General features: G+C 52.8%; 25 protein-coding genes. 9 read left to right on the top strand and 16 right to left on the bottom strand.

Annotated features, from left to right (window positions below; all coding sequences use genetic code 11):
* Positions 1-19: 19 nt before the first annotated feature.
* Positions 20-580, bottom strand: a complete 561-nt coding sequence (locus tag ACYVJQ_RS10430; RefSeq protein WP_460893016.1) for a hypothetical protein — start codon at positions 578-580, stop codon at positions 20-22.
* Between the two features lie 77 nt (positions 581-657).
* On the opposite strand from ACYVJQ_RS10430, the gene ACYVJQ_RS10425 reads away from it, so the two are divergent.
* Positions 658-1,650 (top strand): acyl transferase, encoded by a 993-nt coding sequence (locus tag ACYVJQ_RS10425; protein WP_460893015.1) that lies wholly within the window; start codon positions 658-660, stop codon positions 1,648-1,650.
* Positions 1,651-1,742: 92 nt separating this feature from the next.
* Here ACYVJQ_RS10425 and ACYVJQ_RS10420 read toward each other — a convergent pair whose 3' ends face one another.
* The 3 genes from ACYVJQ_RS10420 to ACYVJQ_RS10410 form a co-directional block, all read right to left on the bottom strand.
* A complete protein-coding gene (locus ACYVJQ_RS10420) occupies positions 1,743-2,897 on the bottom strand; it encodes a sigma-54-dependent transcriptional regulator (protein WP_460893014.1) in 1,155 nt (384 codons plus the stop codon).
* A 243-nt stretch (positions 2,898-3,140) separates the two neighbouring features.
* Entirely contained in the window at positions 3,141-4,541 is a 1,401-nt protein-coding gene (locus tag ACYVJQ_RS10415; RefSeq protein WP_460893013.1) for a hypothetical protein, read from the bottom strand.
* A gap of 98 nt (positions 4,542-4,639) precedes the next feature.
* Positions 4,640-5,944 (bottom strand): MutS-related protein, encoded by a 1,305-nt coding sequence (locus ACYVJQ_RS10410; protein WP_460893012.1) that lies wholly within the window; start codon positions 5,942-5,944, stop codon positions 4,640-4,642.
* 993 nt (positions 5,945-6,937) lie between these two features.
* Here ACYVJQ_RS10410 and ACYVJQ_RS10405 point away from each other — a divergent pair.
* The gene (locus tag ACYVJQ_RS10405; RefSeq protein ID WP_460893011.1) at positions 6,938-8,218 is read left to right on the top strand and encodes a dicarboxylate/amino acid:cation symporter; all 1,281 of its coding nucleotides are present in this window, start codon (positions 6,938-6,940) and stop codon (positions 8,216-8,218) included.
* A gap of 51 nt (positions 8,219-8,269) precedes the next feature.
* On the opposite strand, the gene ACYVJQ_RS10400 is transcribed toward ACYVJQ_RS10405, so the two are convergent.
* Complete coding sequence (locus ACYVJQ_RS10400) at positions 8,270-8,653, bottom strand: winged helix-turn-helix transcriptional regulator (RefSeq protein WP_460893010.1); 384 nt, start codon at positions 8,651-8,653, stop codon at positions 8,270-8,272.
* 121 nt (positions 8,654-8,774) lie between these two features.
* On the opposite strand from ACYVJQ_RS10400, the gene ACYVJQ_RS10395 reads away from it, so the two are divergent.
* Entirely contained in the window at positions 8,775-9,407 is a 633-nt protein-coding gene (locus ACYVJQ_RS10395) for an NAD(P)H-dependent oxidoreductase (protein ID WP_460893009.1), read from the top strand.
* Positions 9,408-9,504: 97 nt separating this feature from the next.
* Entirely contained in the window at positions 9,505-10,455 is a 951-nt protein-coding gene (locus ACYVJQ_RS10390) for an aldo/keto reductase (protein ID WP_460893008.1), read from the top strand.
* A 108-nt stretch (positions 10,456-10,563) separates the two neighbouring features.
* Here the strand turns inward: ACYVJQ_RS10390 and ACYVJQ_RS10385 are convergent, their stop codons facing one another.
* Positions 10,564-11,058: an NUDIX domain-containing protein gene (locus tag ACYVJQ_RS10385; protein WP_460893007.1), complete on the bottom strand. Its 495-nt coding sequence runs from the start codon at positions 11,056-11,058 to the stop codon at positions 10,564-10,566.
* A 38-nt stretch (positions 11,059-11,096) separates the two neighbouring features.
* Here ACYVJQ_RS10385 and ACYVJQ_RS10380 point away from each other — a divergent pair, with 38 nt between their 5' ends.
* Genes ACYVJQ_RS10380 through ACYVJQ_RS10370 form a run of 3 tightly spaced genes read left to right on the top strand, consistent with a single transcriptional unit; the run spans position 11,097 to position 13,471 of the window.
* Positions 11,097-11,546, top strand: a complete 450-nt coding sequence (locus tag ACYVJQ_RS10380; protein ID WP_460893006.1) for a PaaI family thioesterase — start codon at positions 11,097-11,099, stop codon at positions 11,544-11,546.
* 8 nt (positions 11,547-11,554) lie between these two features.
* Positions 11,555-12,982, top strand: a complete 1,428-nt coding sequence (locus ACYVJQ_RS10375; protein ID WP_460893005.1) for an ATP-dependent DNA helicase — start codon at positions 11,555-11,557, stop codon at positions 12,980-12,982.
* 45 nt (positions 12,983-13,027) lie between these two features.
* Positions 13,028-13,471: a DUF1573 domain-containing protein gene (locus tag ACYVJQ_RS10370; RefSeq protein ID WP_460893004.1), complete on the top strand. Its 444-nt coding sequence runs from the start codon at positions 13,028-13,030 to the stop codon at positions 13,469-13,471.
* 160 nt (positions 13,472-13,631) lie between these two features.
* Here the strand turns inward: ACYVJQ_RS10370 and ACYVJQ_RS10365 are convergent, their stop codons facing one another.
* The 5 genes from ACYVJQ_RS10365 to ACYVJQ_RS10345 form a co-directional block, all read right to left on the bottom strand.
* A complete protein-coding gene (locus ACYVJQ_RS10365; protein ID WP_460893003.1) occupies positions 13,632-14,012 on the bottom strand; it encodes a DUF423 domain-containing protein in 381 nt (126 codons plus the stop codon).
* A 53-nt stretch (positions 14,013-14,065) separates the two neighbouring features.
* A complete protein-coding gene (locus ACYVJQ_RS10360; RefSeq protein ID WP_460893002.1) occupies positions 14,066-14,749 on the bottom strand; it encodes a YggS family pyridoxal phosphate-dependent enzyme in 684 nt (227 codons plus the stop codon).
* Positions 14,749-15,825, bottom strand: coding sequence for a VWA domain-containing protein (locus tag ACYVJQ_RS10355; protein WP_460893001.1), 1,077 nt, complete (start codon positions 15,823-15,825; stop codon positions 14,749-14,751). Before ACYVJQ_RS10355 ends, ACYVJQ_RS10360 begins: the two co-directional genes overlap by 1 nt.
* The gene (locus tag ACYVJQ_RS10350; RefSeq protein ID WP_460893000.1) at positions 15,779-16,621 is read right to left on the bottom strand and encodes a hypothetical protein; all 843 of its coding nucleotides are present in this window, start codon (positions 16,619-16,621) and stop codon (positions 15,779-15,781) included. The genes ACYVJQ_RS10355 and ACYVJQ_RS10350 overlap by 47 nt, the downstream gene beginning before the upstream one ends.
* 234 nt (positions 16,622-16,855) lie before the next feature.
* Positions 16,856-17,737, bottom strand: a complete 882-nt coding sequence (locus ACYVJQ_RS10345) for a DUF58 domain-containing protein (protein ID WP_460892999.1) — start codon at positions 17,735-17,737, stop codon at positions 16,856-16,858.
* Positions 17,738-17,791: 54 nt separating this feature from the next.
* Between ACYVJQ_RS10345 and ACYVJQ_RS10340 the strand changes: the two genes are divergently transcribed.
* On the top strand, positions 17,792-18,211 hold the full coding sequence (locus ACYVJQ_RS10340; RefSeq protein ID WP_460892998.1) for a DUF4296 domain-containing protein: 420 nt from the start codon (positions 17,792-17,794) through the stop codon (positions 18,209-18,211).
* On the opposite strand, the gene ACYVJQ_RS10335 is transcribed toward ACYVJQ_RS10340, so the two are convergent.
* Positions 18,204-18,542, bottom strand: a complete 339-nt coding sequence (locus ACYVJQ_RS10335; RefSeq protein WP_460892997.1) for a tRNA-binding protein — start codon at positions 18,540-18,542, stop codon at positions 18,204-18,206. The two genes, ACYVJQ_RS10340 and ACYVJQ_RS10335, sit on opposite strands and share 8 nt — an antisense overlap.
* Positions 18,543-18,683: 141 nt before the next feature.
* Between ACYVJQ_RS10335 and ACYVJQ_RS10330 the strand changes: the two genes are divergently transcribed.
* Positions 18,684-20,222 (top strand): FAD-dependent oxidoreductase, encoded by a 1,539-nt coding sequence (locus tag ACYVJQ_RS10330; protein WP_460892996.1) that lies wholly within the window; start codon positions 18,684-18,686, stop codon positions 20,220-20,222.
* A gap of 148 nt (positions 20,223-20,370) precedes the next feature.
* On the opposite strand, the gene ACYVJQ_RS10325 is transcribed toward ACYVJQ_RS10330, so the two are convergent.
* The 4 genes from ACYVJQ_RS10325 to egtD all read right to left on the bottom strand — a co-directional run bounded on the left by ACYVJQ_RS10325 (position 20,371) and on the right by egtD (position 24,666).
* Positions 20,371-20,919 carry a DUF922 domain-containing protein gene (locus ACYVJQ_RS10325; protein ID WP_460892995.1) on the bottom strand — a complete coding sequence of 183 codons (549 nt, stop codon included), beginning with the start codon at positions 20,917-20,919 and terminating at the stop codon, positions 20,371-20,373.
* Between the two features lie 62 nt (positions 20,920-20,981).
* Positions 20,982-22,316 (bottom strand): MATE family efflux transporter, encoded by a 1,335-nt coding sequence (locus tag ACYVJQ_RS10320; protein ID WP_460892994.1) that lies wholly within the window; start codon positions 22,314-22,316, stop codon positions 20,982-20,984.
* Between the two features lie 135 nt (positions 22,317-22,451).
* On the bottom strand, positions 22,452-23,546 hold the full coding sequence (locus tag ACYVJQ_RS10315) for a pyridoxal phosphate-dependent aminotransferase (protein ID WP_460892993.1): 1,095 nt from the start codon (positions 23,544-23,546) through the stop codon (positions 22,452-22,454).
* A 115-nt stretch (positions 23,547-23,661) separates the two neighbouring features.
* On the bottom strand, positions 23,662-24,666 hold the full coding sequence (gene egtD / locus ACYVJQ_RS10310) for an L-histidine N(alpha)-methyltransferase (protein WP_460892992.1): 1,005 nt from the start codon (positions 24,664-24,666) through the stop codon (positions 23,662-23,664).
* Position 24,667: the final 1 nt, after the last annotated feature.

Genomic DNA, 24,667 nt, shown 5'->3' with positions numbered 1-24,667 from the left:
TTTTATATGATTTAGATTTTTACTGCTTGGCAAACACGATCACTTCTGAGGAGGTAACGGTTGGGCTTGCATGTAAGGCCCGGTCTACAATCCTGGTTTCAAAGCGCAAGGTGTCCCCCCGTTGTATTAGGCTATTCCGGTTTTCATAGATCCGGTCCAGGCTGTACCGTATATCGCCTTCCAATGGTTCATCACGGCCATCAATAGATACCCTGGGAAAACGGCCAGGTAAGGCATACGGCACCCCGTTCACCTGAAGCTGCAGAAACTTTCCATTTACCTTTTTGTAAACGTTCACAAAAATGTTGTGGAAATAGGCTTGGCCAGGGGCAAATTGGCCTTTTATATCATCCGGGAACTCTGTTTCAGACAAGCCCAAGTCCCCGTCACCATCCTGGAACCGTACTACCAGAATAAGTGAGTCATAGGTAATATTGGTAGAGGTGCGCAGCGTGTGCTGCTCTAGTCCCCGGAAAATAAGGTTGGGGGTAGATTCAAAATCAGGCTTGTTGTAACAGGCCGTTAGGCCCATTGATCCAGCCAGAAAGGCTAATCCTAAAATAAGTCTGTTTCTTTTCATGGTGTAATTAACTGCACCTAAGGTACAAATTCTAACGCGTACCTGTTTACTTTGTTATATTATTTAGCCGTTGCCACATGGGTTTCACCAATGACTTTAAAAAAAAGCTGTCAAGCCTGCCTCCACAAGACTTTGAGGCAGCTGCCTTGGCCTTGTTCCAGTTCCAGGCACAGCACAACCCAGTGTATAAGGCTTACCTTTCTCACTTAGGAAAAGCAGCTTCAGGTATTGACAAAATCACGGACATTCCTTTCCTGCCCATTGAGTTTTTCAAGACCCATACGGTGGTTTCCCATGATTTTACGCCCAAGGTAATCTTTAAAAGTAGCGGTACCACCTTGCAGCAACGCAGCCAGCATTTGGTAGTAGATGCCCAATTTTACCGGATGCACGCGCAGCAATTATTTGAGAAGGCCTACGGGCCGCTAAAAGGAAGTGTGGTGCTGGCTCTGTTGCCCTCTTACCTGGAACAGGGAGATTCCTCTTTGGTGATGATGGTGGACCACCTCATCAAAGCTACCGGCCAGACCGTTCCGGGGTTCTATTTGAGAAACCATGCTGAGTTGGTTGACGCCATGCGTCAAGCTAAAAGTGAAGGAAGAAAAGTTTTTCTCTTCGGCGTAACTTATGCGCTATTGGATTTAGCCGAGGAACTATCTGCCCCGGAATTTGAAGGAGTGACCATCTTTGAGACAGGAGGCATGAAGGGCCGCCGCCGCGAGATGGTGCGCGAAGAATTGCATGGGCTTTTAACCCGGGCCTTCGGGGTGGAGGCCATCCACTCTGAGTACGGCATGACGGAGCTTTTGTCCCAGGCCTATTCCCCTGGGAAGGGAATCTTCCATCCTTCGGCCACCTTGCGGGTGCTGGTGCGGGAAGTCAATGATCCTTTTAACGTCACTGATCAGGCCGGCTCAGGTGGGGTAAATGTGATAGACTTGGCCAATGTAGACTCCTGCGCCTTCCTGGAGACCAAGGACCTGGGCAGGCTGTATGAAGACGGCACCTTTGAGATCTTGGGCCGTTTTGACAACGCCGATATTAGGGGGTGTAACCTGCTGGTAGGCTAACGTTTTGGGTCTGTTTTTCCAAAAATAGGCCCAAAACTGTAACAGGGCCCTACTGAGGGCCCTGCCGTTACTTTCCTTAATTAATATGTCCCTTACTTGGCGTACAGTCGGGCGTCTTCCTCTGTGATGGTTTCCTCACTCATGATCACCAGGCGCTCCACCACGTTGCGGAGTTCGCGCACGTTCCCGCGCCAGTCCAGCCCCTGCAGGTAGGTGAGGGCCTCGGGGGTGATTTTCTTGGGTTTGTTGCCATAATCGCGGGCCACGTCTTCCAGGAACTTCTCCACCAGGTCCGGTATGTCTTCACGGCGCTCATTCAGGGGCGGCACGTGGATCAGGATCACGCTCAGGCGGTGGTACAAATCCTCCCGGAAGTTCTTGGCTTCAATCTCCTCCAACAGGTTCTTGTTGGTGGCCGCCACCACGCGCACGTCTACAGTAATGTCTTTGTCGCCACCCACGCGGGTGATTTTGTGTTCCTGTAGGGCGCGCAGCACCTTGGCCTGCGCCGAAAGGCTCATATCGCCTATCTCATCCAGGAAAAGGGTGCCGCCGTTGGCCTGCTCAAACTTGCCTATGCGCTGCTTCACCGCCGAGGTGAACGAGCCTTTCTCATGCCCGAACAACTCACTTTCAATCAGCTCACTGGGGATGGCGGCGCAGTTGACCTCTACCAGCGGGCCTTGGGCCCGGCTGCTGTGCTCATGCAGGGACCGGGCCACCAGTTCTTTCCCGGCGCCATTTGGTCCCGTGATCAGGACGCGGGCTTCTGTTGGGGCTACTTTGGCAATGGCAGATTTTACCTTGCCCAGTGCGGGGGAGGAGCCCACCATCTCATAGGTCTTGGAGATTTTCTTCTTAAGGGTTTTGGTCTCGGTAACCAGAGAGGCCTTGTCCAGGGCGTTTCTCACTGATACCAGCAGGCGGTTGAGATCTGGGGGCTTCACCAGGAAATCATAGGCGCCTTTCTTGGTGGCCTCCACGGCGGTGTCTATGGTGCCGTGCGCCGAGATCATGATAAAGGGCGTGTCCGGGGCCAGGATGGTGGCGCGCTCTAATACTTCCATGCCGTCCATTTTGGGCATCTTGATATCACAAAGCACCACGTCATACTTGCTTTTCTGCAGCAGCTCCAGGCCGCGTTCCCCGTCTTCGGCCTCGTCTACGGTATAGCTCTCATATTCCAGGATTTCCTTAAGGGTGTAGCGGATGCTACGTTCATCGTCTATGATTAGAATCTTAGGCATGCGTGTCTAGTTTACTGTGCGAACGGCTAAAGTTCGTGAATTATTTCCGAGGCATACGCGGGAAATTGGGAGGAAGATGTTTTAAGCCTGTTTTTCTGAAAATCGGCCCAAAACGGAGGGTTGATTTGCATGCCATAAAAAGGCTTAAGGGAAATAGAAGAAAGGGTTGGGCCGCTTTTGCCACGGCCTAAGGTTACAGTCAATTTAGTTCTCGCCTTTGGGGAGATTGTAACGCCCTTATCACTAGTGCTTCTCAATAATATTCCCCGCCGCGCCAGTCGCATCCAGCCCTTCCCGGTCTGTAACTTCGCCTTTGTCAATCAGCACGGCAATGCCCTGTTTTGAGACGGCTACCACATGGGACAGGGGCGTGCGCCCATCCCCGGAGACGGACACCGCTACTGAGGTTTTTCCATTGGCCTGCACTGCGCCTTTAAGGTCCACTTGCTGGATAGCGCCGCCTTCTACGTTGAGGGAATGCACCTCGTCGCCGTGCGTGATGATTCCGCCGGAGATGGAGAGTAGCTTGATTTCCCCTCCCGGTTTAACGCTCACCCCGTCTGCGGGCAGTTCCATGATTACGCCTTTCACCAAAGTATGGCCCTTGGCGCCATGGGTGACAATGCCGTTTTTGACAATTATGGTTCCTACGGGTTTGCTCACCTGCATGCCAATGGAGCCGTCGCCGTGCGTAATCAAGGAATGGAAGGTTGCCTTGGAAACCGTGCCGTTATATTGATTAAATCCGCGCGCGCCTAACCCAAAGGTTTCAATCTTTTCCTTCGCCTCAAACTCTTTCACTACCCCGAAATTCACGAAGCCAATGCCGCTGGGCCCGTAAGAGGTGATGGGTTTTTCGGCGGTCCATTTCTCCACCTGTCCCCAGGTATCCAGCACCATTTCATTTACGCCGTACGTTGTGACGGTACCCGTATGCGTGAGGTTTTTCACCTTGGCTCCATTGATTATAAAGACCCCAGCGGTGATGATATCCGGCTGGCCGTAGGGCAACATACCGTTGGAATAGATGTCTCCGGTGGTGATCTGGTCAGCGATTACCCAGCCGCCCTCATCGCTGAAGCCGCCCACAAAGAGCCCCGTACCGATGACAGGCGCCCCTTTGCGGCCCAGGTTGATGTTGGTTAAGGATGCCTGCAGGACGCTACCCTTGTCACTGTTGTAATTATAGACGGTAAACGCACCCTGGTATACGTTTACGCCGTATTTCTGGGGCTGCTCAGAGTAGCGACGGGCATCGCAGGCTACAATATCAATGTTGTCGGCCACCAGCTTGGTCTTACTGGTTCCCGCCCTGGTTAAGATCTGGATTTGGCCGGTGACGGTAAGGTTTTTCAAGGTGAGGGTTCCCAGGTCTGCTTGGTTACTCAGCAGGTAGATGGCCCTATGGTTTGGGTTGGTTTGGATGGTAAGGGAAGAAACTTCATTGTTGGCGGTGAGCCCTATGCCGTCACTGTTACTGAAACTTAAAATGCTTTTTTCCTGGTCAGTGCCCGAGAGGGTGAAGCCAGGGGGCAGGGTGATGGCGAAAGGGCAAAGGATAGAGGTCTGCAGTTCAAGGGTGGCCGGGCCGGCATGTTGGAGCGCTGCCATCAGGGCTTGCAGGGAATTGATTTGAATGGTCATGGCTGCTGCGTTTAAGGTGATGTATATAGGCAAAATGCGCAACAGGCCAGGCTTGAGCTTGTCCTGGGGCTACCAGTGACAGGCCAGGGTATATGCGCTCATTCATGGTTCCTGGAGGAAAGCAGCTCCGTCAAGCTCTCTTTCTCAAACAGGATCTTCCCTAGCCTAAGCTGCGACCAGCCCTCTTTCAGGCGGTAGGAGAAGGAAGGGGTGCGTTCATCAAGCTTGCATTCAATATAATACTGCTTAACGTTTTTGGTTGCTTCCCTGTTTAGTTGTTCCTTCAATTGCAGAATATGTGTGGAGATAAGGAAAAAGGAGCCTTTCCTGCGGGCTAACCCGCTCACAGTCTCCTCAATGATTTGGAGGGCATCCTCTGTATTGGTTCCTTTGAAGATTTCGTCAAAAACGGCAAAGCACTTCCCTTGCCCTGCGCTGGACTCAACTACTGCTTTCAAGTTCTGCACCTCAGCGAGGAAGTGACTGTACCCATTTTCCAGGCTGTCATTTATATTAATGGCGATAGCAATGGAGCTGAAGAAAGGCAAGGCACAAAAACTCGCCGGTACCGCCAATCCGGCGCGGGCCAGGTATACACAAAGCCCTATGGCCTTGAGCAAGGTTGATTTCCCGGACATATTGGGGCCGGTTAGCACCAACACGTTCTCTTCCAGCGCCATAGTCAAGTTGTTTTTGACGGGGTGCCGGAGGACGGGGTGGTAAAATCCCTCCAACCGGATGGCCTCAGGATGAAAAGATGGGAAGGTGAAGTCATTGGTCCGGGTCCCTTTCGCAATGGACCAGAAGGCTTCAAAGGAGAAGAAGAAATTCCAGAAGGCATGTATTTCTGATGGGTCCAGCGTGTGCAGTAGGCGATTGAACTCCACCATTCTGGAAACGGTAAAGCGGTCTTCCAGGATGTGCCCTGCCGAGGTCTCTAAATTGAGTTTGCCCAGGAATGCCCGCGCGCGCTGCAGCTCTGAACGATAGCTTTCCGGGAAGACCTCCTTGTCCAGTCTGTTCAGGTATTGGCCAGATATTCCCTTTAGGAGCAACACCGTCTGTACCAGCTGGGAACGAACCTTATTCCGCTCGTTTTCAGAGAACCTCAACTTTAAGGCGCTTATGTGTATCCCCTTCTCTAAGGAGGTGCCGGTTGCCGCTATGCTCGTAAAGAACGCGTGCACCTCCATGAGGTCAAGGCGTCGGTAAGTGAAGTTTTCCAGAACCGACCAATTGCTTAGGAAGCCTTTCGTGATGGCCTGCCTTTCCATTGCCTCCGCTTCCGTGGGCGGGGGCTCCAGCAGCATAGCACGAAGGCGTTCGGTGGACTGCGCACAACTGGTGTAGTCAAAACAGGGGAGTACTTCCTCTGCGAGCATCAAATCTCTAACCTGCATCATGAGGGAAAGGGCTGGGTTTGAAGTGCATTCTATACTTGATTGTTGACTGAAATCTGGTGATTGGCTGTTTTGAAGGAATTTTTTTATATTCTTGAAAGCAGACCAAATCGCATCTTATTCCGCTTTTACGCAGGTTCCTTTCCGATCAAAATGTGGGTAGACGTTCACCCTCGTAAGCTTTTGTCCATTTAAACCTATTTCAGCGCTACTGATTATCCCGGGTTTAGATTTGTCACCTTTCTTAGTTCCTAAGTCCGGCTCCAGGAATTATGCTTTTATTGACTTCGCTATGCCGGCGCCCAAAACGCATTAGCAGTTGCAACCATAAATGATTAAGTCGAATTCATTCTACAATGCTTTCCTTACTAAATCACCTTTGACTGGTTTCATATTGACACTGCCCCTAACTAAAGGTAAACCTTACCTAAAACAAGATAGTTTTTTTTGAATAGTTGCCAGCAGACACCTTAAAAAACTACTTTTATTTTCAGCTGGGTCCCAGGTTAATTGAACAGATTAAAAATCATTCCTTCCCTACTGCATTTTGGCTAAACATAAAAGTTTCTAAGGCAAACGTGGCCGCCTCTTACAGTCGTTAAACAAAGATGATCAACCCAGTGCGGAGGGATTCTGTTTTAAGCCTGTTTTTCGGAAAACGAGCTTAAAACAAAAACCTTGTCTTGTAAATACTTTACTCCAAGTTTAGTAAGAAAATGATTGTCAAATTTCTCACCTTATAATTAGGTTTAACTGTCTCTACAACTTTAGATTAGGGATGGTGACGTATACGGCAAAAAGAAAAATCTCTATAATAAAGGAGTACTCTTGGAGCCTTAAGCTTCTATCTAATGCAACCCTAAGGTCCATGGCTACTCAAAAGGACCAAATTTTTAAACCAAAATAATTTTACTTAGCTGCCGTCTTTTATTAAAAAATATTAATAATTGCTTTTATTAATTTGCTCCTTTTCGTAAAACTCTCTATCCTTGAAGCTTGATCTCATCCCAATGCTCCATGGTCCGGAAGAAGCCCCTTTATGAAACCCTCTATTTTCAGGTTATCACCGCCATTCTTATTGGTATTGCTCTAGGTCATTTCCTGCCGGAGATAGCCGTACAGCTAAAACCGCTGGGCGATGCCTTTATCAAGCTGGTGAAGATGATGATTGGGCCGGTGGTGTTCTGCACCATTGTGACGGGTATTGCCGGCATGCAGGACATGAAACAGATTGGGAGGGTGGGCGTGAAGGCGCTACTCTACTTTGAGGTGCTTACCACGGTGGCGCTGCTGCTGGGTTTGCTGGTGGTGAATGTATTAAAGCCCGGCGCGGGCATGCACGTAGACGCCGCCAGCCTGGACACGCAGGCCTTGTCGGCCATGACCTCAGGCAAAGCGCCGGAGCACTCCGGGGCACTGGCTTTCTTCATGCACCTCATCCCTGAGAACATCATTGACGCGCTGGCCAAGGGTGACCTGCTGCAGATCCTGTTTTTCTCGGTGCTTTTCGGGTTTGGCCTATCTAAGATAGGGGAGCGGGGGAAACCGGTATACACCTTTATCCAATCCCTCTCCAATGCCTTGTTCGCCATCATCCACATCATCATGAAGGTGGCGCCGCTGGGCGCGCTGGGCGCCATGGGCTACACCATCGGCAAGTACGGGCTGGGGTCTTTGGGGTCGTTGGGGCAACTGATGGGGGCCTTCTACCTTACCTGCGTCCTGTTTATTGTGCTGGTGCTGGGCCTGGTAATGAAGTTGATGGGCTTCAGCATTTTCAAGCTGCTGCGCTACATCCGGGAAGAACTTTTTATCGTGCTGGGTACCTCGTCTTCAGAGGCGGCCCTGCCGAACCTGATTGAGAAGCTGGAACGGGTGGGCTGCTCCAAGTCGGTGGTGGGACTGGTGGTGCCAACGGGCTATTCCTTTAACCTGGACGGTACCTCCATTTACCTGACCATGGCGGCCGTCTTCGTGGCGCAGGCCACAGACACGCCCCTGGACGTGGGCCAGCAGGTGACTTTGCTGTTGGTGCTTATGCTTACCTCCAAAGGGGCGGCCGGCGTGACCGGCAGCGGCTTTATTACCCTGGCCGCCACCTTGCCGGCCGTGGGCGGCATTCCCGTGGCCGGGCTGGCGCTAATCCTGGGCATTGACCGCTTCATGAGCGAGGCCCGGGCCCTCACCAACCTCATCGGCAATGCCGTGGCCACCATCTTCGTGTCCAAATGGGAAAAAGAGATAGACCTGGAGCGGGCCAAGAAAATCATTGGCTAGGGTAAAATGCGTTTCGGGCCTGTTTTCCGGAAAACAGGCCCGAAACGGAAATCAGGCTTCCTCTGGGTGGTAGATGATCTTGTCACGGTGCTTGAGGCCCCAGTCGCGCAGCTCGTTTATGACCGGGGTGAGGCTGTGGCCGTATTCGGTGATGGAGTATTCCACCGTGACCGGCGAGGTGTCATGCACGGTGCGCTTCACCAACTTGTTCACCTCCAGCTCCTTTAGTTCCTTGGAGAGCATTTTGGCGGTGATGCCCTGCACATCGCGGTGCAGTTCCTTGAAGCGCCTCTTGTGCACGCAAAGGGCCACTATAATAGGTATCTTCCACTTGCCGCTAAGAATATCCAGGGCATCCCGTATGGGGAGGATGTGGGTAATGCAGAGGTTGCGCGCAGGATTGGCGAGAATTTCTTTTTCGATAACAGCTTCCATATCAATGTAATTTCATGGGTGATACCGGTATACAAACGTAAACCAGTATCTATTTGAAACCAAAAGTACTTAAATTTGTTTATACAACTATAGTACTTACAAATAAATTCGATTTTACCAGATGAACTTACTTCAGGATTTGAACTGGCGCTACGCCACCAAGCGCATGACGGGGGCCAAAGTGCCGCAGGAGAAATTAGACACTATTTTAGAGGCTATCCGCCTGTCGGCCTCTTCCATGGGGTTCCAGCCTTATAACGTGCTAGTGATTGAGGAGCCCCAACTGCGCAAGCAGATTCAGGCCGTGGCCTATAACCAGCCCCAGATCGTGGAAGCCTCTCATCTGCTCATCTTCGCCGCCTGGGATCCTTTGACCGATGCGCAGGTGGATGAGTACATCCAGAACATCGCCTCAGAAAGAGGGGTGGGGATAGAGACCCTGCAGGGCTTCGGCGATAGCCTTAAAGGGGGCATCAAGAGCCGCACGCCGGAAGAGAATTTCCATTGGGCGGCCAAACAGTCTTACATTGCTCTGGGTACTGGCCTGGTGGCCGCTTCGGCGGTGAAGGTAGATTCTACCCCCATGGAGGGCTTCCAGCCGGCGGCCTTGGATGAATTGCTGGGGCTAAAAGAGAAAGGCCTCCGCAGCGTGTCTATCCTAGCCCTGGGCTACCGCGACGAGGAGAATGATTTTCTGGCCAAGGCCAAGAAAGTGCGCAAACCCGCTGAGAAGCTTTTCCTGAATATAGCGTAACTTAGAAATAAGCCAGAGAGTAGGAAAGTACCCGGGGCCGGGCCTTTATGGCAGGCTACGGGTACTTTTTTTAGTAACTGCATTTAAAAATGAATCTATGCAAAAGCGCGCGTTAGGGAAAACAGGCCTGGAAGTGGCCCCGCTGGCCTTTGGGGGCAACGTCTTCGGGTGGACCACAGACGAGAAAACCTCTTTCCAGCTGCTGGATGCCTTCACCCAAGGGGGCTTCAACCTGATTGACACCGCCGATTCCTATTCGGCCTGGGTACCGGGCAACCGCGGGGGCGAATCTGAGACCATCATTGGCAACTGGCTCAAGGCCCGCGGCTCCCGTGACCAGGTGGTCATTGCCACCAAGGTTGGCTGGGAGATCACCCCGGAACGGAAAGGCCTGAAGAAAGACTATATCATCCAATCAGTGGAAGGGTCGCTGCGCCGCCTCCAAACCGATTACCTGGACCTCTACCAATCCCATGTGGATGACACGGCCACGCCCTTTGCCGAAACCCTGGAGGCCTACAGCCAACTGATCAAAGAAGGGAAGATACGGGCCATTGGCGCCTCTAACATACCCGCGGCCCGCTTGCGTCAGGCCCTGGAGACCAGCAAAAGCCACGGCCTGCCCGTTTACCAGTCCCTGCAACCCGAGTACAACCTCTATAACCGCCAGGCCTTTGAGCAGGATTTGGAGCCGCTTTGCCTGGAGCAGGGCATAGGTGTGATCAGCTACTACGGCCTGGCCAGTGGCTTCCTGACGGGCAAGTACCGCTCTGCCGCAGACCTGGGCAAAAGCCCACGGGGCGGCGGCATGACGAAATACCTTAATGAGCGCGGCCTGGGGATTCTGGCCGCCCTGGATGCCGTGGCTGAACGCCACCAAGCCACGCCCGCCCAGATAGCGCTGGCCTGGCTCATGGCCCGCCCCAGCATCACGGCCCCCATTGCCAGCGCCACCAGTTTACCTCAACTGCAGGATTTAATGAAGGCGGCCCAAGTTTCTTTAAGCCAGGAGGATATCCTGGCCCTGGACACGGCCAGCGCCTATTAATTCTTCCACTAGAGCGGAAAAGCCAAAAACGCGTTTCGGGCCTGTTTTCCTTAAAACAGGCCCGAAACGCGTTTTTTTTCTTGTCCTTTGCCCAGGCCGGAAAGGCGGCTAAAGAGAGGGATCCAGGAAGTTATGGCGGGGAATGAACAGGTCGTCCAAGTTGACCAGGGCGTGTAGGATAGGGTGGAGCTCCTCGCGCCGGAGTTGGTTCAGGTCTTTGATGGCCATGAACCGCACCTCTTCCAGGAGCTGCTCGTGGGAGCCATGCTCGGGGTCGGTGCCCAGGGCCAGATCGCCGTCCAGGAGCCTCACCTCAAAAAAGAACTCTATGGCTTGCAGGGGCGGCCTAAGGAACTCGTTCAGGTACAGGAACCGGCCCACGGCCACGCGCAGGCCCGTTTCCTCGGCAAACTCCCGCACCAGGCAGTCCTTTATTTTCTCGCCGTACTCCAACCCTCCGCCGGGCGGCACCCAAAACGCGCCTTCGCCGAAGGCGGCGGTATGCCGGGCCAGCAACAGCTTACCGTTCCGGATTAGTAAACCGCAGACCCGTACCCTGGTTTTGGCCGAATAGGGGGCTGCGAGCGGATGTATGTTCTCCATAGGTTGTAGACCACCTTTTGAGGCCGTACTTTTACGGTATGCTCAAAACGTACAATGATAAGTTTAAAGATACGGTCAAAGAGAAACTTCAGCGGCAATTTTACATGCATTTGCTGGGTTTTGAGCTGGAAACCGTTGAAATAGGCCTGGTGGAGGGCCAATTGGCGCTGGAGGAGAAGCACAAGCAGAACAAGGGCTTCGCCCACGGCGGGGTCATTGCCACCCTGGCAGACATTGTCATGGGCTTTGCCGTGGTCACGCTGTTGCCCGCCAACCAGCACGTAGTCACCGCCGACCTGAAAATCTCCTACCTGCGGCCCGGCGTAGGGCAAGCCCTCTTGGCCAAAGGCTGGGTGTTGAAACAAGGCAAGAAGTTGAACTTTTGTGAGGCCGAAATCTTTAGTATAGATGGGCTGGGCCAGAAAAACCTGATCGCCAAAGCCTCCGCGACCATGGCGGTTTTGCCCCCCGAAACCGCCCAATCCTGATTCCTGTTATGACCCCTGCTGAAGCGATACGCCAGAATTTCCCGTTTGAACCCACCCCTGACCAGGCCGAGCTGTTCCAGAAGCTGGACCAGTTCATTTTGCGCAAGACCGGCCTTAAAGAGGTGTTCATGCTCAAGGGCTTTGCCGGTACCGGAAAAACCACCGTGGTGAGCGCGCTGGTGAAGGTGCTCAACAAGTTCGGCTATAAATACGTCCTGCTGGCGCCCACGGGGCGGGCGGCCAAGGTCATGTCTACCTATTCGGCCAAGCCGGCCTCCACCATCCACAAGAAAATTTATAAGCAGACGGCCAACCCGTATTCAGATAGCCTGGCTTTTTCCCGGCAGCCCAACAAAAACGAGCGCGTGGTCTACATTGTGGATGAGGCCTCCATGATCTCAGATGATAAGGCCTTCGGGGACAATGGCCTGCTGCAGGACCTGGTGAACTACGTCTTTGAGAGCACCAGCAACAAGCTGCTTCTCATTGGCGACACCGCCCAGCTGCCGCCGGTGAACCAGACCCTGAGCCCCTCTCTGGACGCCACCTACCTGCAGCGCTACTTCAAGTTGCACGTGCACGAGATGGAGATGCGCCAGGTGATGCGGCAAGCCGAGGAAAGCGGAATTCTCATGAACGCCACGCGCCTGCGCAACGAGCTGGTGAAGCAGGAGCCGGCCCTGGCCTTCAGGACCAAGGGCTTCAAGGATATTTTCCATATGCGCGGCGACAAACTGGAGGACGGTCTGCGCTATGCCTATGACAAGTTCGGAGTGGACAACACCACCGTGATCTGCCGCTCCAACAAGACGGCCAACCTCTACAACCAGCACATACGGCGGCAGATCTTCTTTGCCGAGGATGAGATAGGGGTAGGGGATTACCTGATGATTGTGCGCAATAACTACACATGGCTGCCCAAGGACTCCTCCATCGGGTTCATGGCCAACGGCGATTTTGTGGAGATCACCAAGATCATCCGCTACGAGGAAATGTACGACATGCGCTTTGCCGACGTGCAGATACGGTTCGTGGATTACCCCAATGAGCCCGAGCTGGAGACCAAGATCATGCTGGATACTTTATATGCTGAGTCACCGGCCCTGCCGGCAGACAAGAACAAGGCCCTCTACCAGCAGGTGCTGCTGGATTACCAGCATATTGCCAGCAAGCGGGCCCGCAGCCAGGAAATGCGCCAGGACAAGTACCTGAATGCCCTGCAGGTCAAGTTTGCCTATGCATTAACTTGCCACAAGGCCCAGGGTGGGCAATGGCAGGCGGTGTTTGTGGACCATGGTTTCCTGAAGGATGACCTCGTGAGCCAGGAGTTCGCGCGGTGGCTCTACACGGCTACTACCCGGGCCTCTGAGCAGCTTTTTCTAGTGAACTTCAATGAGAAATTACTAGAGAACGCGCCAGAGCGGGTGGAAGACTAACTTATTTACTTTATTTTGCATTTGTACCTTTTACCCCATTCACCCATGAGAAAAGTTGTGCTTGGCTTCTGCTTCCTGGTTTTTGGCAGCCTGACTACACTGGCCCAGACTGTGGTCACCCCGCCGCCCGCCGCACCAACGGATTCCATAACGGTTCCGGCTCCCTTGGTAGGGCCCTCCATTCAGTTTGAGGAGCAGAAATTTAACTTCGGGGACATCAAGCCCGGCGACGTGGTCACGCATACCTTCAAGTTCACCAACAACGGTACAATGCCTTTGGTCATTGCCAACGTGAAGACTACCTGCGGTTGCACGGCCACTGATTTCCCCAAAGCCCCAGTCATGCCCGGCGAGACGGCCTCCATTACGGCCCGTTTTAACAGTGCCGGCAAGCGTGGCCAGCAAAACAAGGTGATCACCGTGGAGTCCAATGCCCAGCAGGGCAATACCCAGGTGATGATAGTGACTAACATTGTGACCGGCAACTAGCGTTTTACGCCCGATATTCTGAAAACAACACCAAAACGCCTTTCCTGCTTCAGCGGGAAAGGCGTTTTGCGTGATAAAGAATTCAATCTGTTTTAGGCCTGTTTTCCTCAAAACAGGCTTAAAACATGAATGGGTTAATTTTATAGGTAACAGTTTTCTCTTACAGGTGCTTGGCCAGGGCCCAGACCATATTGAGCCAGCCTCCAATCAGAAAGAGGCCGCCAATGGGAGTGATGGCTCCCAGCCAGGTGACGCCGGTAACGCACAGCACATACAAAGACCCCGAGAAGATCAAAATACCCACTAAAAAGCAGATGCCAGAAATGCCCAGGCCGCTGGCCCCGGGGAACTGGGCCATGAGCACGCCCAGCAGCAAAAGGCCCAGGGCGTGGTACATCTGGTATTTCACGGCGGTCTCGAAGGTGTCGGCGCGGCCGTTCTCAGCCAGCAGCTTGGCCAGGCCGTGGGCCCCGAAGGCCCCTATCATCACGCCCAGGCCGCTTAGGAGCGCGCCCAGGATCAATACAGTTTTAATGGTCATTGGAAACAGGGTTGATGTAAACGGTTGAAAAAAGTATAGGCCTCTTTATGGGTTTACTGGTTCTGGTAGTTTCTATTCCCGAAGATGGCGCTCCCCACCCGAATCATGGTGCTGCCCTCGGCAATGGCCAGCTGGTAGTCTGAGCTCATACCCATGGAGATCTCCTTAAAGAAAGGGGCCTCCCGGAAAAACTCCTCCTTGAGCGCATCAAAATATCCTTTCAGGCGCCTGAACTCTCTTTGCAGGTGCTCCTCGTCCTGCGTAAAGGTGGCCACGCCCATTACCCCGCAGATCCTGACGTTCTTCAGATTCTGGAAAATGTCTGACCGTAGCATTTGCCTGGCCTCTTCTAAATCCAACCCGAATTTGGTGTCTTCCTCGGCAATGTAGAACTGCAGCAGGCAATCTATGACCCGGCCGTGCTTTTGGGCCTGCTTGTCAATTTCCTGCAGGAGGCGCAGGCTGTCTACGGACTGGATCAGGTGCACGAAGGGGGCAATGTACTTTACCTTGTTAGTTTGCAAATGGCCAATCATGTGCCACTGCACGTCTTCCGGCAGGTGGGGCTGTTTGGCCGTCATTTCCTGGGCCTTATTTTCCCCAAAGGCCCGCTGCCCGGCGGCGTAGGCCTCCTGGATCAGTTCCACGGGGTGGGTTTTGGAGACAGCAATGAGCTGACAATTGGTGCCGCCCAACCGTTGCCTAAAATCCAGGATACTTTCTTCTATAGATACCATCAGTCTTCTAACGCGTTGGTGAAAAAGGTGTTTTTAAGCAAAAGCCATCCCAGGAAAAGCAGAATGGCCCAGCGCAAATATACCTGGTAATAGTCCTTGGTGTCCCGGTAGCGGGTTTCTTTTACCTCGGTTTTCTCCAGTTTGTCTATCCGCTGGAAGATCTGGGCCAGGGCGCCCGCATCCTGGGCCCTAAAGAACTGCCCCTCGGCCAGAGAGGCCAGTTCCCGCAGGGTCTTCTCCTCCAGGCCGGTCTGTACCGTCACGGGCTTACCCGTAGAGTCAGGGGCCAGCTGCAGGGTGCCTTCCTTGCCAATGCCAATGGTGTAGAGCTTGAGTTGGAAGGCGTGCGCCAGTTGCGCGGCCAGTTCAGGGTCCAGGCTACCAGCCGTGTTCTCGCCGTCGCTGATCAAGATGCAGACCTTTGACTTGGTTGTAGACTCGCGCAGGCGGTTTATGGCTACTGCCAACGCGCTGCCAATGGCGGTGCCGTCCTCGGGCACCATGTTCAGGGAGATGGTCCTGATGCTTTCGCGCACCAGATTGTAGTCAGTGGTGAGGGGCGCCAGGGAAAACGCCTGCCCGGCGAACACCACCACGCCAATGCGGTCCTGCACCCGGCCGTTGACAAACTGCAGGGCCACCTCCTTGGCCGCCTCCAGGCGGTTTGGCTTAAAGTCAGTGAGTTCCATAGACCCGGACACGTCCATCACCAGCACAATGTCTATGCCCTCGGCGGAAAGCTCTACGGTCTCATCGGTTTTCTGGGGCCGGGCCAGTGCCACCAGCACCAACATAAAAAATAGGCTAAACACCACATCTGGCAGGTACCTGAGCAGGCTGGACCAGTGCCAGGTGGCGTTGCCCTCAAACAGGGCTACGTCAAACTTTTTCCGGAATCGGAGGTGCAACAGCCACCGCAGCAGGAAAAGCAGTGGAACGGCCAGCAGCGCGTACAGGAAGCCTTGGTTGGCCCAGTCAAAGGACTGCCAGGTGCGCCAGGAGAACCAGCTCAGGTTAAGCCAGGAAAAATCAGCGGGTATTTGCCACATGGCGCAGGGAATCTCTAATGGAAACATACCGCAGCGCCGCAAATTCAGCTAGCTGCGTCAGGGCATTGGCCACTTCATTCTCATCATCTGAGAGGATGTTGCCGTAAATGGCGCGGTCACAGATTTTTAGGGAGTTTCCTACCCGTTCATCTTCCTCATAATAGGTAGTAATCTCTTTGGTGGTGAAAGAACTGATTTCTTCGTCTTCCAGCTTGGTAAGGTAGTTTTTCCAGAGGGTAATGGCACGCTCCAGGTGGTCCAGGGTTTTCATGCGCCGGAAACGGTCTTTGGAAGTCTGGAACCGGTACTGGAACTGGCTCTGGGCTTTGCGCAGTACATACAGGTTGTAGCGCCTTTGAATGCCTTTCCCGAACAGTCCCCAGATGCCCCCGATAAAAATTGACCCGGCCAAAAGCCCAAGACCCCAATACAGGTAATTGAATTTATCTGCGACGTGTTCCAGCCGGGTATTGGCCATCAAAGCCAACGAATCTGGCACTTCTGTCACGTTCTGGATTAAAACTATGGAATCTGAGGCGGTGCTCAATTGCAGCGTATCTTCCCTGAAAAACAGGCGTGCATGCAGTTGTAGGCGCTGTACGGGTTGCAGATGGAACGTGCGCAAGGTGTAGACGGTACTGTCTATGCTGAGGCCGCGCTGCGTGCGGGTAGGGAAAAACTCCTTCCGGACCAGTTCAAAGGGGGCAAAGGTGTAAGTAGAGTCAGGAAATACGACCTCGGCCTGCGGGGCATGCCGGGACACTAAAATGTATTTCACAGACTGGCCTAACTGCACGGAGTCCTGCAGAAAATATCCTTGCACTTTAATAGAAGGTAGCTGTGCCCAGGTAAGCAGTGGTAGAAACCACAAGGCAAGTATTCCTCCTCTTTGTATGAACCTGATCAAATCCTGATTTTTTATTTTCCCCTATGGGTTTCACCCGAAAGACCCTATAGTAATGCGGGTAGTTAACTAGATTTTAATTTTCTGTTTTAAGCCTGTTTTTAGAAAAACGGGGTCAAAACGATAATACCGCTAAGATTTCTATATGCCATTTTAGGCGCCACGCTTCATGCTTTTATTTCGGGCCCTGAACAGATTCACCAATTGGGGCACGTAATCCTGCTCCACATAGATAGGCAGGAAATCTGCCTGGTACTGCCGACAGATCTTGATCAGTTTCTCCTGGTTCTGGGCGTAGGGGAGAAGGTATCGTTCCCTGAAGGCCTGGGATGAAGTATTGATCCACATGGTTTTGCCGCTCTCCTTATCTAATAAGGGAATGATGCCCAGTTTTGGGAAACCTGTCTCGCGTTTGTCCATAAGCTGTAAGACAATAAGGTCGTGCTTTTTGGCCAGCATGATGAGTTCCCGTTCATAATGGAGGTCTATGAAGTCTGAGATCAGGATGATGATGCTCTTCCGCTTAACCACATTTAAGGCTAACTTAATGCCCGCGCCAATATTGGTCTTAGTGGATTGGGGCTCTAGCCGAGACAGCGTTTTGATAAGGGAATAAGCGTGTACGTTGCCTTTACCGGGTTTCAGGTACTGCTCTTTGCCGTCTGAAAAGCAGATCATGCCCAATTGGCTGCCTTGCTGCAACGCCGATAAAGCCAGAATACCGCCAATCTCTTTCCCCAGATCCATTTTCTGCGCGCCCGGCTGCCCCAGGCACTGTGATCCGCTCACGTCCAGCAGCAGGAAAACGTTCTGCTCTTTTTCTTCGCGGTAAGTTTTTACAAAGGTGCCATGGCCTTTGGCGCTTACGTTCCAGTCAATGGAGCGCACGTCATCGCCGTACTGATAGGCACGCACGTCATCAAACTCCAGGCCAGAGCTTTTGAAAACAGATTTGAAATCGCCCTGCATCTGGCCGTCAATTGCCTTTCTTATCTGTATTTCGTATTTTCGTAGCTTCTTCACCAAGTCTCTCATGCCTTCCTGGGGTTTGTGCAGCGTTTAAAATTACCGAAACTTACGAACAACCACGTGAAAAAACGTTTGTGCCTCTTTTTTCTGCCCCTGGCTTTCTGGGCCTGTACCCCCACTGAAGAGGAAAATAAACCAGCAGACCTGGTGCCTGAAGACAAGATGACCCGTATTCTGATAGACGTGCACCTTACGGAGGCCAGCATTGGGCGTACCATCAGAAACTTTGACTCGTCCAGGGTGGCTAACAAACAAGCCCACTCCCTTATCCTAAAACGCCACCAGGTTTCAGACAGTGCCTTTAAGCACAGTTATGACTATTACCTGGTACATCCCGCGCTGTTAGACAAGATATATGACAATGTGCTGGATAGCTTAAGCCTTCGGGAAGCCAAGCTTACCCAAAAGGAGTCCCTGGATTCTACCGCGGTCACCCCAGTTACCACGGCCGTTCGCCCAGACACCGCCAAGGCTAAATAAGCCTTTTGCCGTTGGGCACTTTGGCCTGCGGCTGCGCCAGCACAATATTTCCTTCCTCATCTTCAAAACCGGTCACCAGCACCTCTGAACGCCAGGGGCCAATCTGCTTGGGCGCGAAGTTGGCCACGCAAAGCACTTGCCGGCCTATCAGTTCTTCTAACGCATAGCGGTGGGTTATTTGTGCGCTTGATTTTTTAATTCCCAGGTCTCCCAGGTCCACCCAAAGTTTATAGGCCGGTTTACGGGCTTCAGGGAATGGTTCTGCCTGTATGATGGTGCCAACCCGCAGGTCTACGGCCGTGAACTGGTCCCAACTGATGATGTTTTCCATTCGTTTTTGGTTTCTAAGGTAAGGGTTTCAGCCACGTGGGGCAAGCCGAAAAGGGTAGCCAGAAACCTCCTGCCCGTAGGCGCGTACCCCTTAAAGCAGCATATTTTCCAGGCTGCCTTCACGCCTACAACCCGTTACACTATGAAAAATAATACAGGAACAACTTTGGCCATATGGCAATCAGGGATAGACATGCCCGCCACCTCCAGCCTGACCAGCAACGTAACCACCGATGTCTGCGTGGTGGGCGCCGGGATTGCCGGCCTCACCACGGCTTACCTTCTGGCAAAGGAAGGCAAAAAGGTGGTGGTACTGGATGCCGGGGAGATCTGTGGCGGCGAGACCAGCCGTACCACTGCCCATATTTCCTGGGCCCTGGATGACCGCTTTTCTAAATTGATCAAAGTCTTTGGCAAGGCCCAGGCCAAGCTGGCCTATGAAAGCCACCGCGATGCCCTGAATAAAATAGAGCAGATCATCAAAGACGAGCATATCAAATGTGATTTCACCCGGTTGCCCGGCTACCTCTTTTTAGGAGCTACTGACACGGAAGACCAGTTAGACGAAGAATTGGAGGCTTGCCATTCCTTAGGCATTACCCAGGTGGTGAAGTTAAAACAGGTGCCTGCGCCCTCCGTAAGCGACCGGCCTTGTCTCATGTTCCCCGACCAGGGACAGTTTCACCCAACCAAGTACCTGGCCGTTTTGAGCCGGTATATTTTAGATAAAGGCGGCGAGATTTATACCAACAGTCACGTAAAGGAATTTGCTACGGGTCCCGTAAACCGGGTTACTACCAATGATAATTTCTCTGTTACCTCCAACCACCTGGTAGTCTGCACCAATACGCCCGTCAATGACTTTGTGACCATGCACACCAAACAGGCGCCTTACCGCACCTACGTAATTGGCATGCGCATTCCCAAAGAAAACATACCCACGGCGCTGTATTGGGATGATTCAGACCCCTACCATTATGTGCGCCTGGCCTCGGTGGCCGGGGAAGAAGGGCTGGACACTGAGATATTGGTAGTGGGCGGCGAAGACCATAAAACCGGACAGAGCCAGGGCAATGAAGCCGAACGGTTTACCTGCCTGGAGGAATGGACCCGCAAGAAATTCCCGGACGTGAAAGACGTGGTTTTCCAGTGGTCTGGCCAAGTCATGGAACCGGTAGATTATATGGGGTACATTGGCCGCAACCCCAATGATGAGAAGAATGTGTACATCGCCACCGGCGATTCTGGCCACGGCATGACCCATGGCACCATTGCTGGCATGCTCATCACCGATCTTATTTGCGGGCGTACCAACCCCTGGGAGAAACTCTATGACCCAAGTCGGGTAACTTTCTCTACTGATACGGCCAAGGAGTTCCTGAAAGAAAACCTGAACGTGGCGGGCCAATACGCAGATTATGTCAAGCCTGGTGATAAGGAAGAAACTACGCTGGCGCCTGGCTCGGGAACAGTGGTGCAGAAAGGGGTTAGCAAAGTAGCCGTGTACTGTGACTCTGAAGGCAAACGCCATGAATGCTCTGCGGTCTGCACCCACCTGGGCTGTATTGTAAACTGGAACCACGTAGAAAATTCCTGGGACTGCCCTTGCCACGGGTCCCGCTTTGACCCCTTCGGGAAGGTGATTGCCGGGCCAGCCATTACAGATTTAGAGAAACTGTAATACTTTATAACTGAAAAGCGGGGAAGCGTTTTGGGCTTACTTTTCAAAAAGTAGGCCCAAAACGCTTCCCCGCTTCTTTTTTAACAGAGGGGGAGAAGAAATTATAATTGCTTATTAAACAGGAAGTATTCTCGTCTGGTAAGATAGTTTACTTGAAGCTCTCCAAAGCCTTGAGTCTGGTTTCTACGGAGGCTATCCATTCCATTTGCTGGTCTTTGTCCAGGCCGTGGCGGCTTTCCTTGTCATACAAATCCTGCTCTTTGTGCCAATTATCGAAGGCTTCGCTGGCATATTTGTTCATCTCAGCGGCCCCGCTTCCACAGCCATTAGAAAGCTGTGAAAGCCGTTTCCTGAGTTGGCGGGCATGAAGCTCGGTCAGGTCAAAATGCAGTTGCTCATGCGCCAGCAGCAAAGCTGAAGTTTTGTTTCGGGTCCAGGAATCTTTGGTATTGAACACCGCCTCCACCTTGAATTTAAGCTGGTTGTTTTCGCACTTCACCTTCATTTCCATGTTGGTAGAGGTAAGGGCGTGGTGCGGGTTGTCCTCCGCGGGGCTTCCTGAAAAGTCATTCCACGACAGCCGTTTTTGCAGAGACCAGGGAATCTCAGTAGCACGGGAATTGGCAGAAGGGGCATTGTCTGGGAAAGAGGCCAAAAACAGCGCACCAATCCAGAGGGGGATAAAAGAAAATGTCATAGCTTTTCCCCCAACGCATCTGGGTTGAGTTGTAGTTTCCTGAAGCCCCTAATTTTTGACTTTTAAGCCGGACTGAATCTCTTAAACCTGAAAAACAGCAGGAGGGCCGCAATGGTCAAGCCGGTAAAAAGGCCTAGCCAAATACCCAAGGCGCCTAATCCGGCCCAGAAGCCAAGCGCATAACCGGTAGGCAAGGCAATAAACCAGTAGGAGAATAGGGAGATCATGCTGGGCACCCGCACGTCTTCCAGCCCCCGCAAAGCCCCCAAGCCCACCACCTGCACCCCATCAGACAACTGGAAGATGGCCGCAATGATAAGTAGTTGGGCGGCCAATTTATGCACCGCCACGTCCTGCACGTAGAATAAGGGAATAAGGTCTTTGGCCAGGATGATCAGCGTAGCGGAAGCCGCCATAAAAAGGGCACCCATGATCAGGCTGCTGTACCCCGCCAGGTGCACGCCCTGCAGATCACCCACGCCGCGCAACCGGCCCACCCTGATGGTGGCGGCCGCCGAAATACCGCTGGCCATCATATAGGTGACAGAGGCCACGTTCAAGGCAATTTGGTGCGCGGCCAAGTCGCGGGCACCCAACCACCCAATCATGATAGCTGAAAAACCGAATGCCCCCATTTCAAAAATCATCTGGAGAGAAATGGGGAAACCAAGTTTAAACAACTTGAGCATGTGGGTGAGAGACAAGCTCTGCCGCCGCAGGAAATGCCGGTAGCGGGCAAAGCGCTGCGAATAAAAAATAAAGGCCGCCATCATGAGTGCCATCACCACCCTTGAAATTAGCGTTGCCCAAGCCGCCCCGTTCAGGCCCAACGCCGGGAACCCCAGCTTGCCATAAATCAACAGGTAGTTCAACCCTACATTGAGCACGTTAGCGAATATGGAGATGAACATGGATTGTTTGGTAAGCGACAAGCCTTCGGCAAACTGCTTAAACGCCTGGAACACCATGAGCGGCACCATGGAAAGGAACAGGATCTTTACATAGGGCAAGGCCAACGTTACTACCTCTTCTGGTTGGTTGAGGTGCTGGATGAAGGGGGCAATGCCATAGAACAGGAGGAACAGCAGAACGCCTATAACCGTGTTCATGAAAAGGCCATTGAGCAAAATAAGCGCAATACGGGTGTGGTTTTTCCGGCCATCAGCGCGGGCTACCAGGGGCGTGATGCTGAAGGAGATGCCTAACCCAAAGACCAGAATAATGGTGAAGATGCTATTTCCCAAAGAAGCTGCTGCCAACTGTAGCGTTCCCAACCGGCCTGCCATGACGCTATCTGCCACGCTCACCAAAATGTGCCCTAACTGGCTTAAGACAACCGGATAGGCCAGCCAAAAGGTACTTTTATATTGTTCACGGTAAGCAGCGGAGAAAATCACAAGGGCGGTTTTTAAAGAATTGGCCGCAAAGGTACGGCTAATTTCCCTAAACCAGAGAAGGAGAAAGAGAAGAGTGTAATTGGCGTTTTAGGGCCGTTTTTGAAAAAACAGGCTTGAAACGTAAAACTGACTTTATCAAGAAACGAAGGCCTTTAGCCGGTGCAGGGCATATTCCAGGGCTTCGTCAGGCAAGGCAAAGGACATTCTTACCGCGGCGGGCATGCCCATGTTGGTAGAAGGCAGCACTTCCAGACCTACCTGGTCTTTTAACGCGGCAGCCCATTCCTCCGCCAATTTAAACGGCGAGGCGGGATTTTGGGGCGCCAGGCAGCCCTCTACCTGTAACGTGACATAGTAGCCGGCCTCCGGGTTGAAGAATTTTAGCCGCGGCATTTTCTCAAGTTCTTTCACCACGTACTGCCGCTTGAGGTCCAGTTCGGCCCTGAATTTTTCCCAGATACTATGGCGGTGCTGGATGGCGGCGGCGGCCCCTGCCTGGGTAAAGGGCGAGACCCCAGATATCCATTTGAGCTGCAGATCAGTGGCGGTGTGCAGCACGGGGAAAGGCGCTACCAGGTACCCAATACGCCAGCCAGACATGGCAAAGGACTTAGAGAAACCGTTTACCACGGCAACCCTATCGCGCAGATGCTCAAAGCGTAAGAAACTTTGGTTGTCTCCGGTGTAGACCAGTCCGTCATAGATTTCATCTGAAAGCAAATGCAGGTTGGGAAACTCCTCCAGCAGCGCGGCTACTTCTTCCTGTTCCAGCGCGGAATAGACTTTGCCGGTGGGGTTTCCGGGGTTGGTAAGGATGAGCAGTTTGGTATTGGGGGTGATTTTTTTCCGGAGAACCTCTATGTCCAGGGCATACCCTTGGTCTGGATTGGCCGGAATGGTGGTCAGTTTCCCGCCGCTCTGCCTAATCAGTTCCGGAAAGGCAAACCAATAGGGGGCCAGGGCCACCACCTCATCATCTAAATGCAGAAGGCTTTTCAGGTACAGATGAATGGCGTGTTTGGCGCCGTGGGTTATCAGAATCTGTTCCGGCGGCACCGGGACACCCTCATCTTCAAGATAGCGCTGGGACAGGCCATTCCGCAACTCAGGTATTCCCTCATTAGGCCCGTAAAACGTGTTTTGCTGTTTCATGGCCTCCTGCAGGGCCTCCACGGCTACCTCAGGAGAAGAAAAGTGGGACACGCCCAAGTGCAACGGAATCAGGTCCATGGAATTAGCTGGGTTAAGTGGCTACAAACAACAGACCTGAAGGTACAAATTGGTAAACAAAGCCTACGCTGTTTCGGGCCTGTTTTTCAAAAAACAGCCCCAAAACAGCATTGTACTACCCAATCGGCCGTAAAAGCACATCGGCGAAGCCATGGCTGGCATCTGTGAACACGTCCTCTACGGCTAGGTGGCAATGCCTGGCCATTTCCTGGATCTCACGCAGGGAATATTTCTGGGAGTTCTCTGTGTGAATGGCTTCCCAGGCCTCAAAGTAAAAGGTTTTGTTAAGGGCCTTCAAGTGCACCTCCTGGTTCTGGCGGCTCACAAGGTAACTGCGCATGGTGCCGGTGATGGGATTATACTCCGCGAAATGCTCAAACTGGTCTACGTCAAAATTGGCCTGTAACTCATGGTTGATGCGGGTGAGAAGGTTCAGGTTGAAGGCGGCCGTCACCCCAGAGGCGTCATCATACGCTTGCCGTATTTTTCTGGGGTCTTTGCGTAGGTCCAGGCCTAGCAGCAGGCGGTCCTGGGGACCCAGACTGCTTCTAAGTTTGAGTAGAAAGTTTTCTGCGTCTACCGGACTGAAATTGCCAATGTTAGAACCCAGGAATAGCACCAGCTTGCGGTCTTTGCCATGCTCATTGAGCCAATGCAGGCCTTGGAAATATTCGGCAGCCAGGCCGGTCACGGGCAGGTGGGGGTAAAGCTGCCCCAATTCATCCACTAGCTGGTGGAGTGGTTCCTGGGAAATATCCAGGGGGATAAAAGTGAAGCGGGCTTCCTGTTCTACTAATTCCTGGAGCAGCAGTTTGGTTTTATAGGCGTCGCCGGCCCCCAGGTCAATCAACTGGAAAGGCGTCTGGGTCCCGAAGGCGTACAGGATTTCCTTGCGTTGCTGTTGGAAAATCTGGTATTCCAGCTGGGTGAGGTAATACTCGGGCAAGGCCATGATCTGCTGGAAAAGCTGACTGCCTTTGGCGTCATAGAAAAACCTGGAGGACAACGCTTTAGGCGATTGGCTTAGGCCCTGGGCAACATTCTGCGCCAGGCTGTCTGCATCTGACTGTTTTACGGGAAGCAGGTTGTGCACCTGGCTGGTGGTAGGGTGGTGAATCATA

It is taken from the genome of Rufibacter soli, assembly GCF_054781795.1.
The sequence above is the reverse complement of the archived record's forward strand: the minus strand, read 5'-3'. Positions and strand labels throughout refer to the sequence as shown.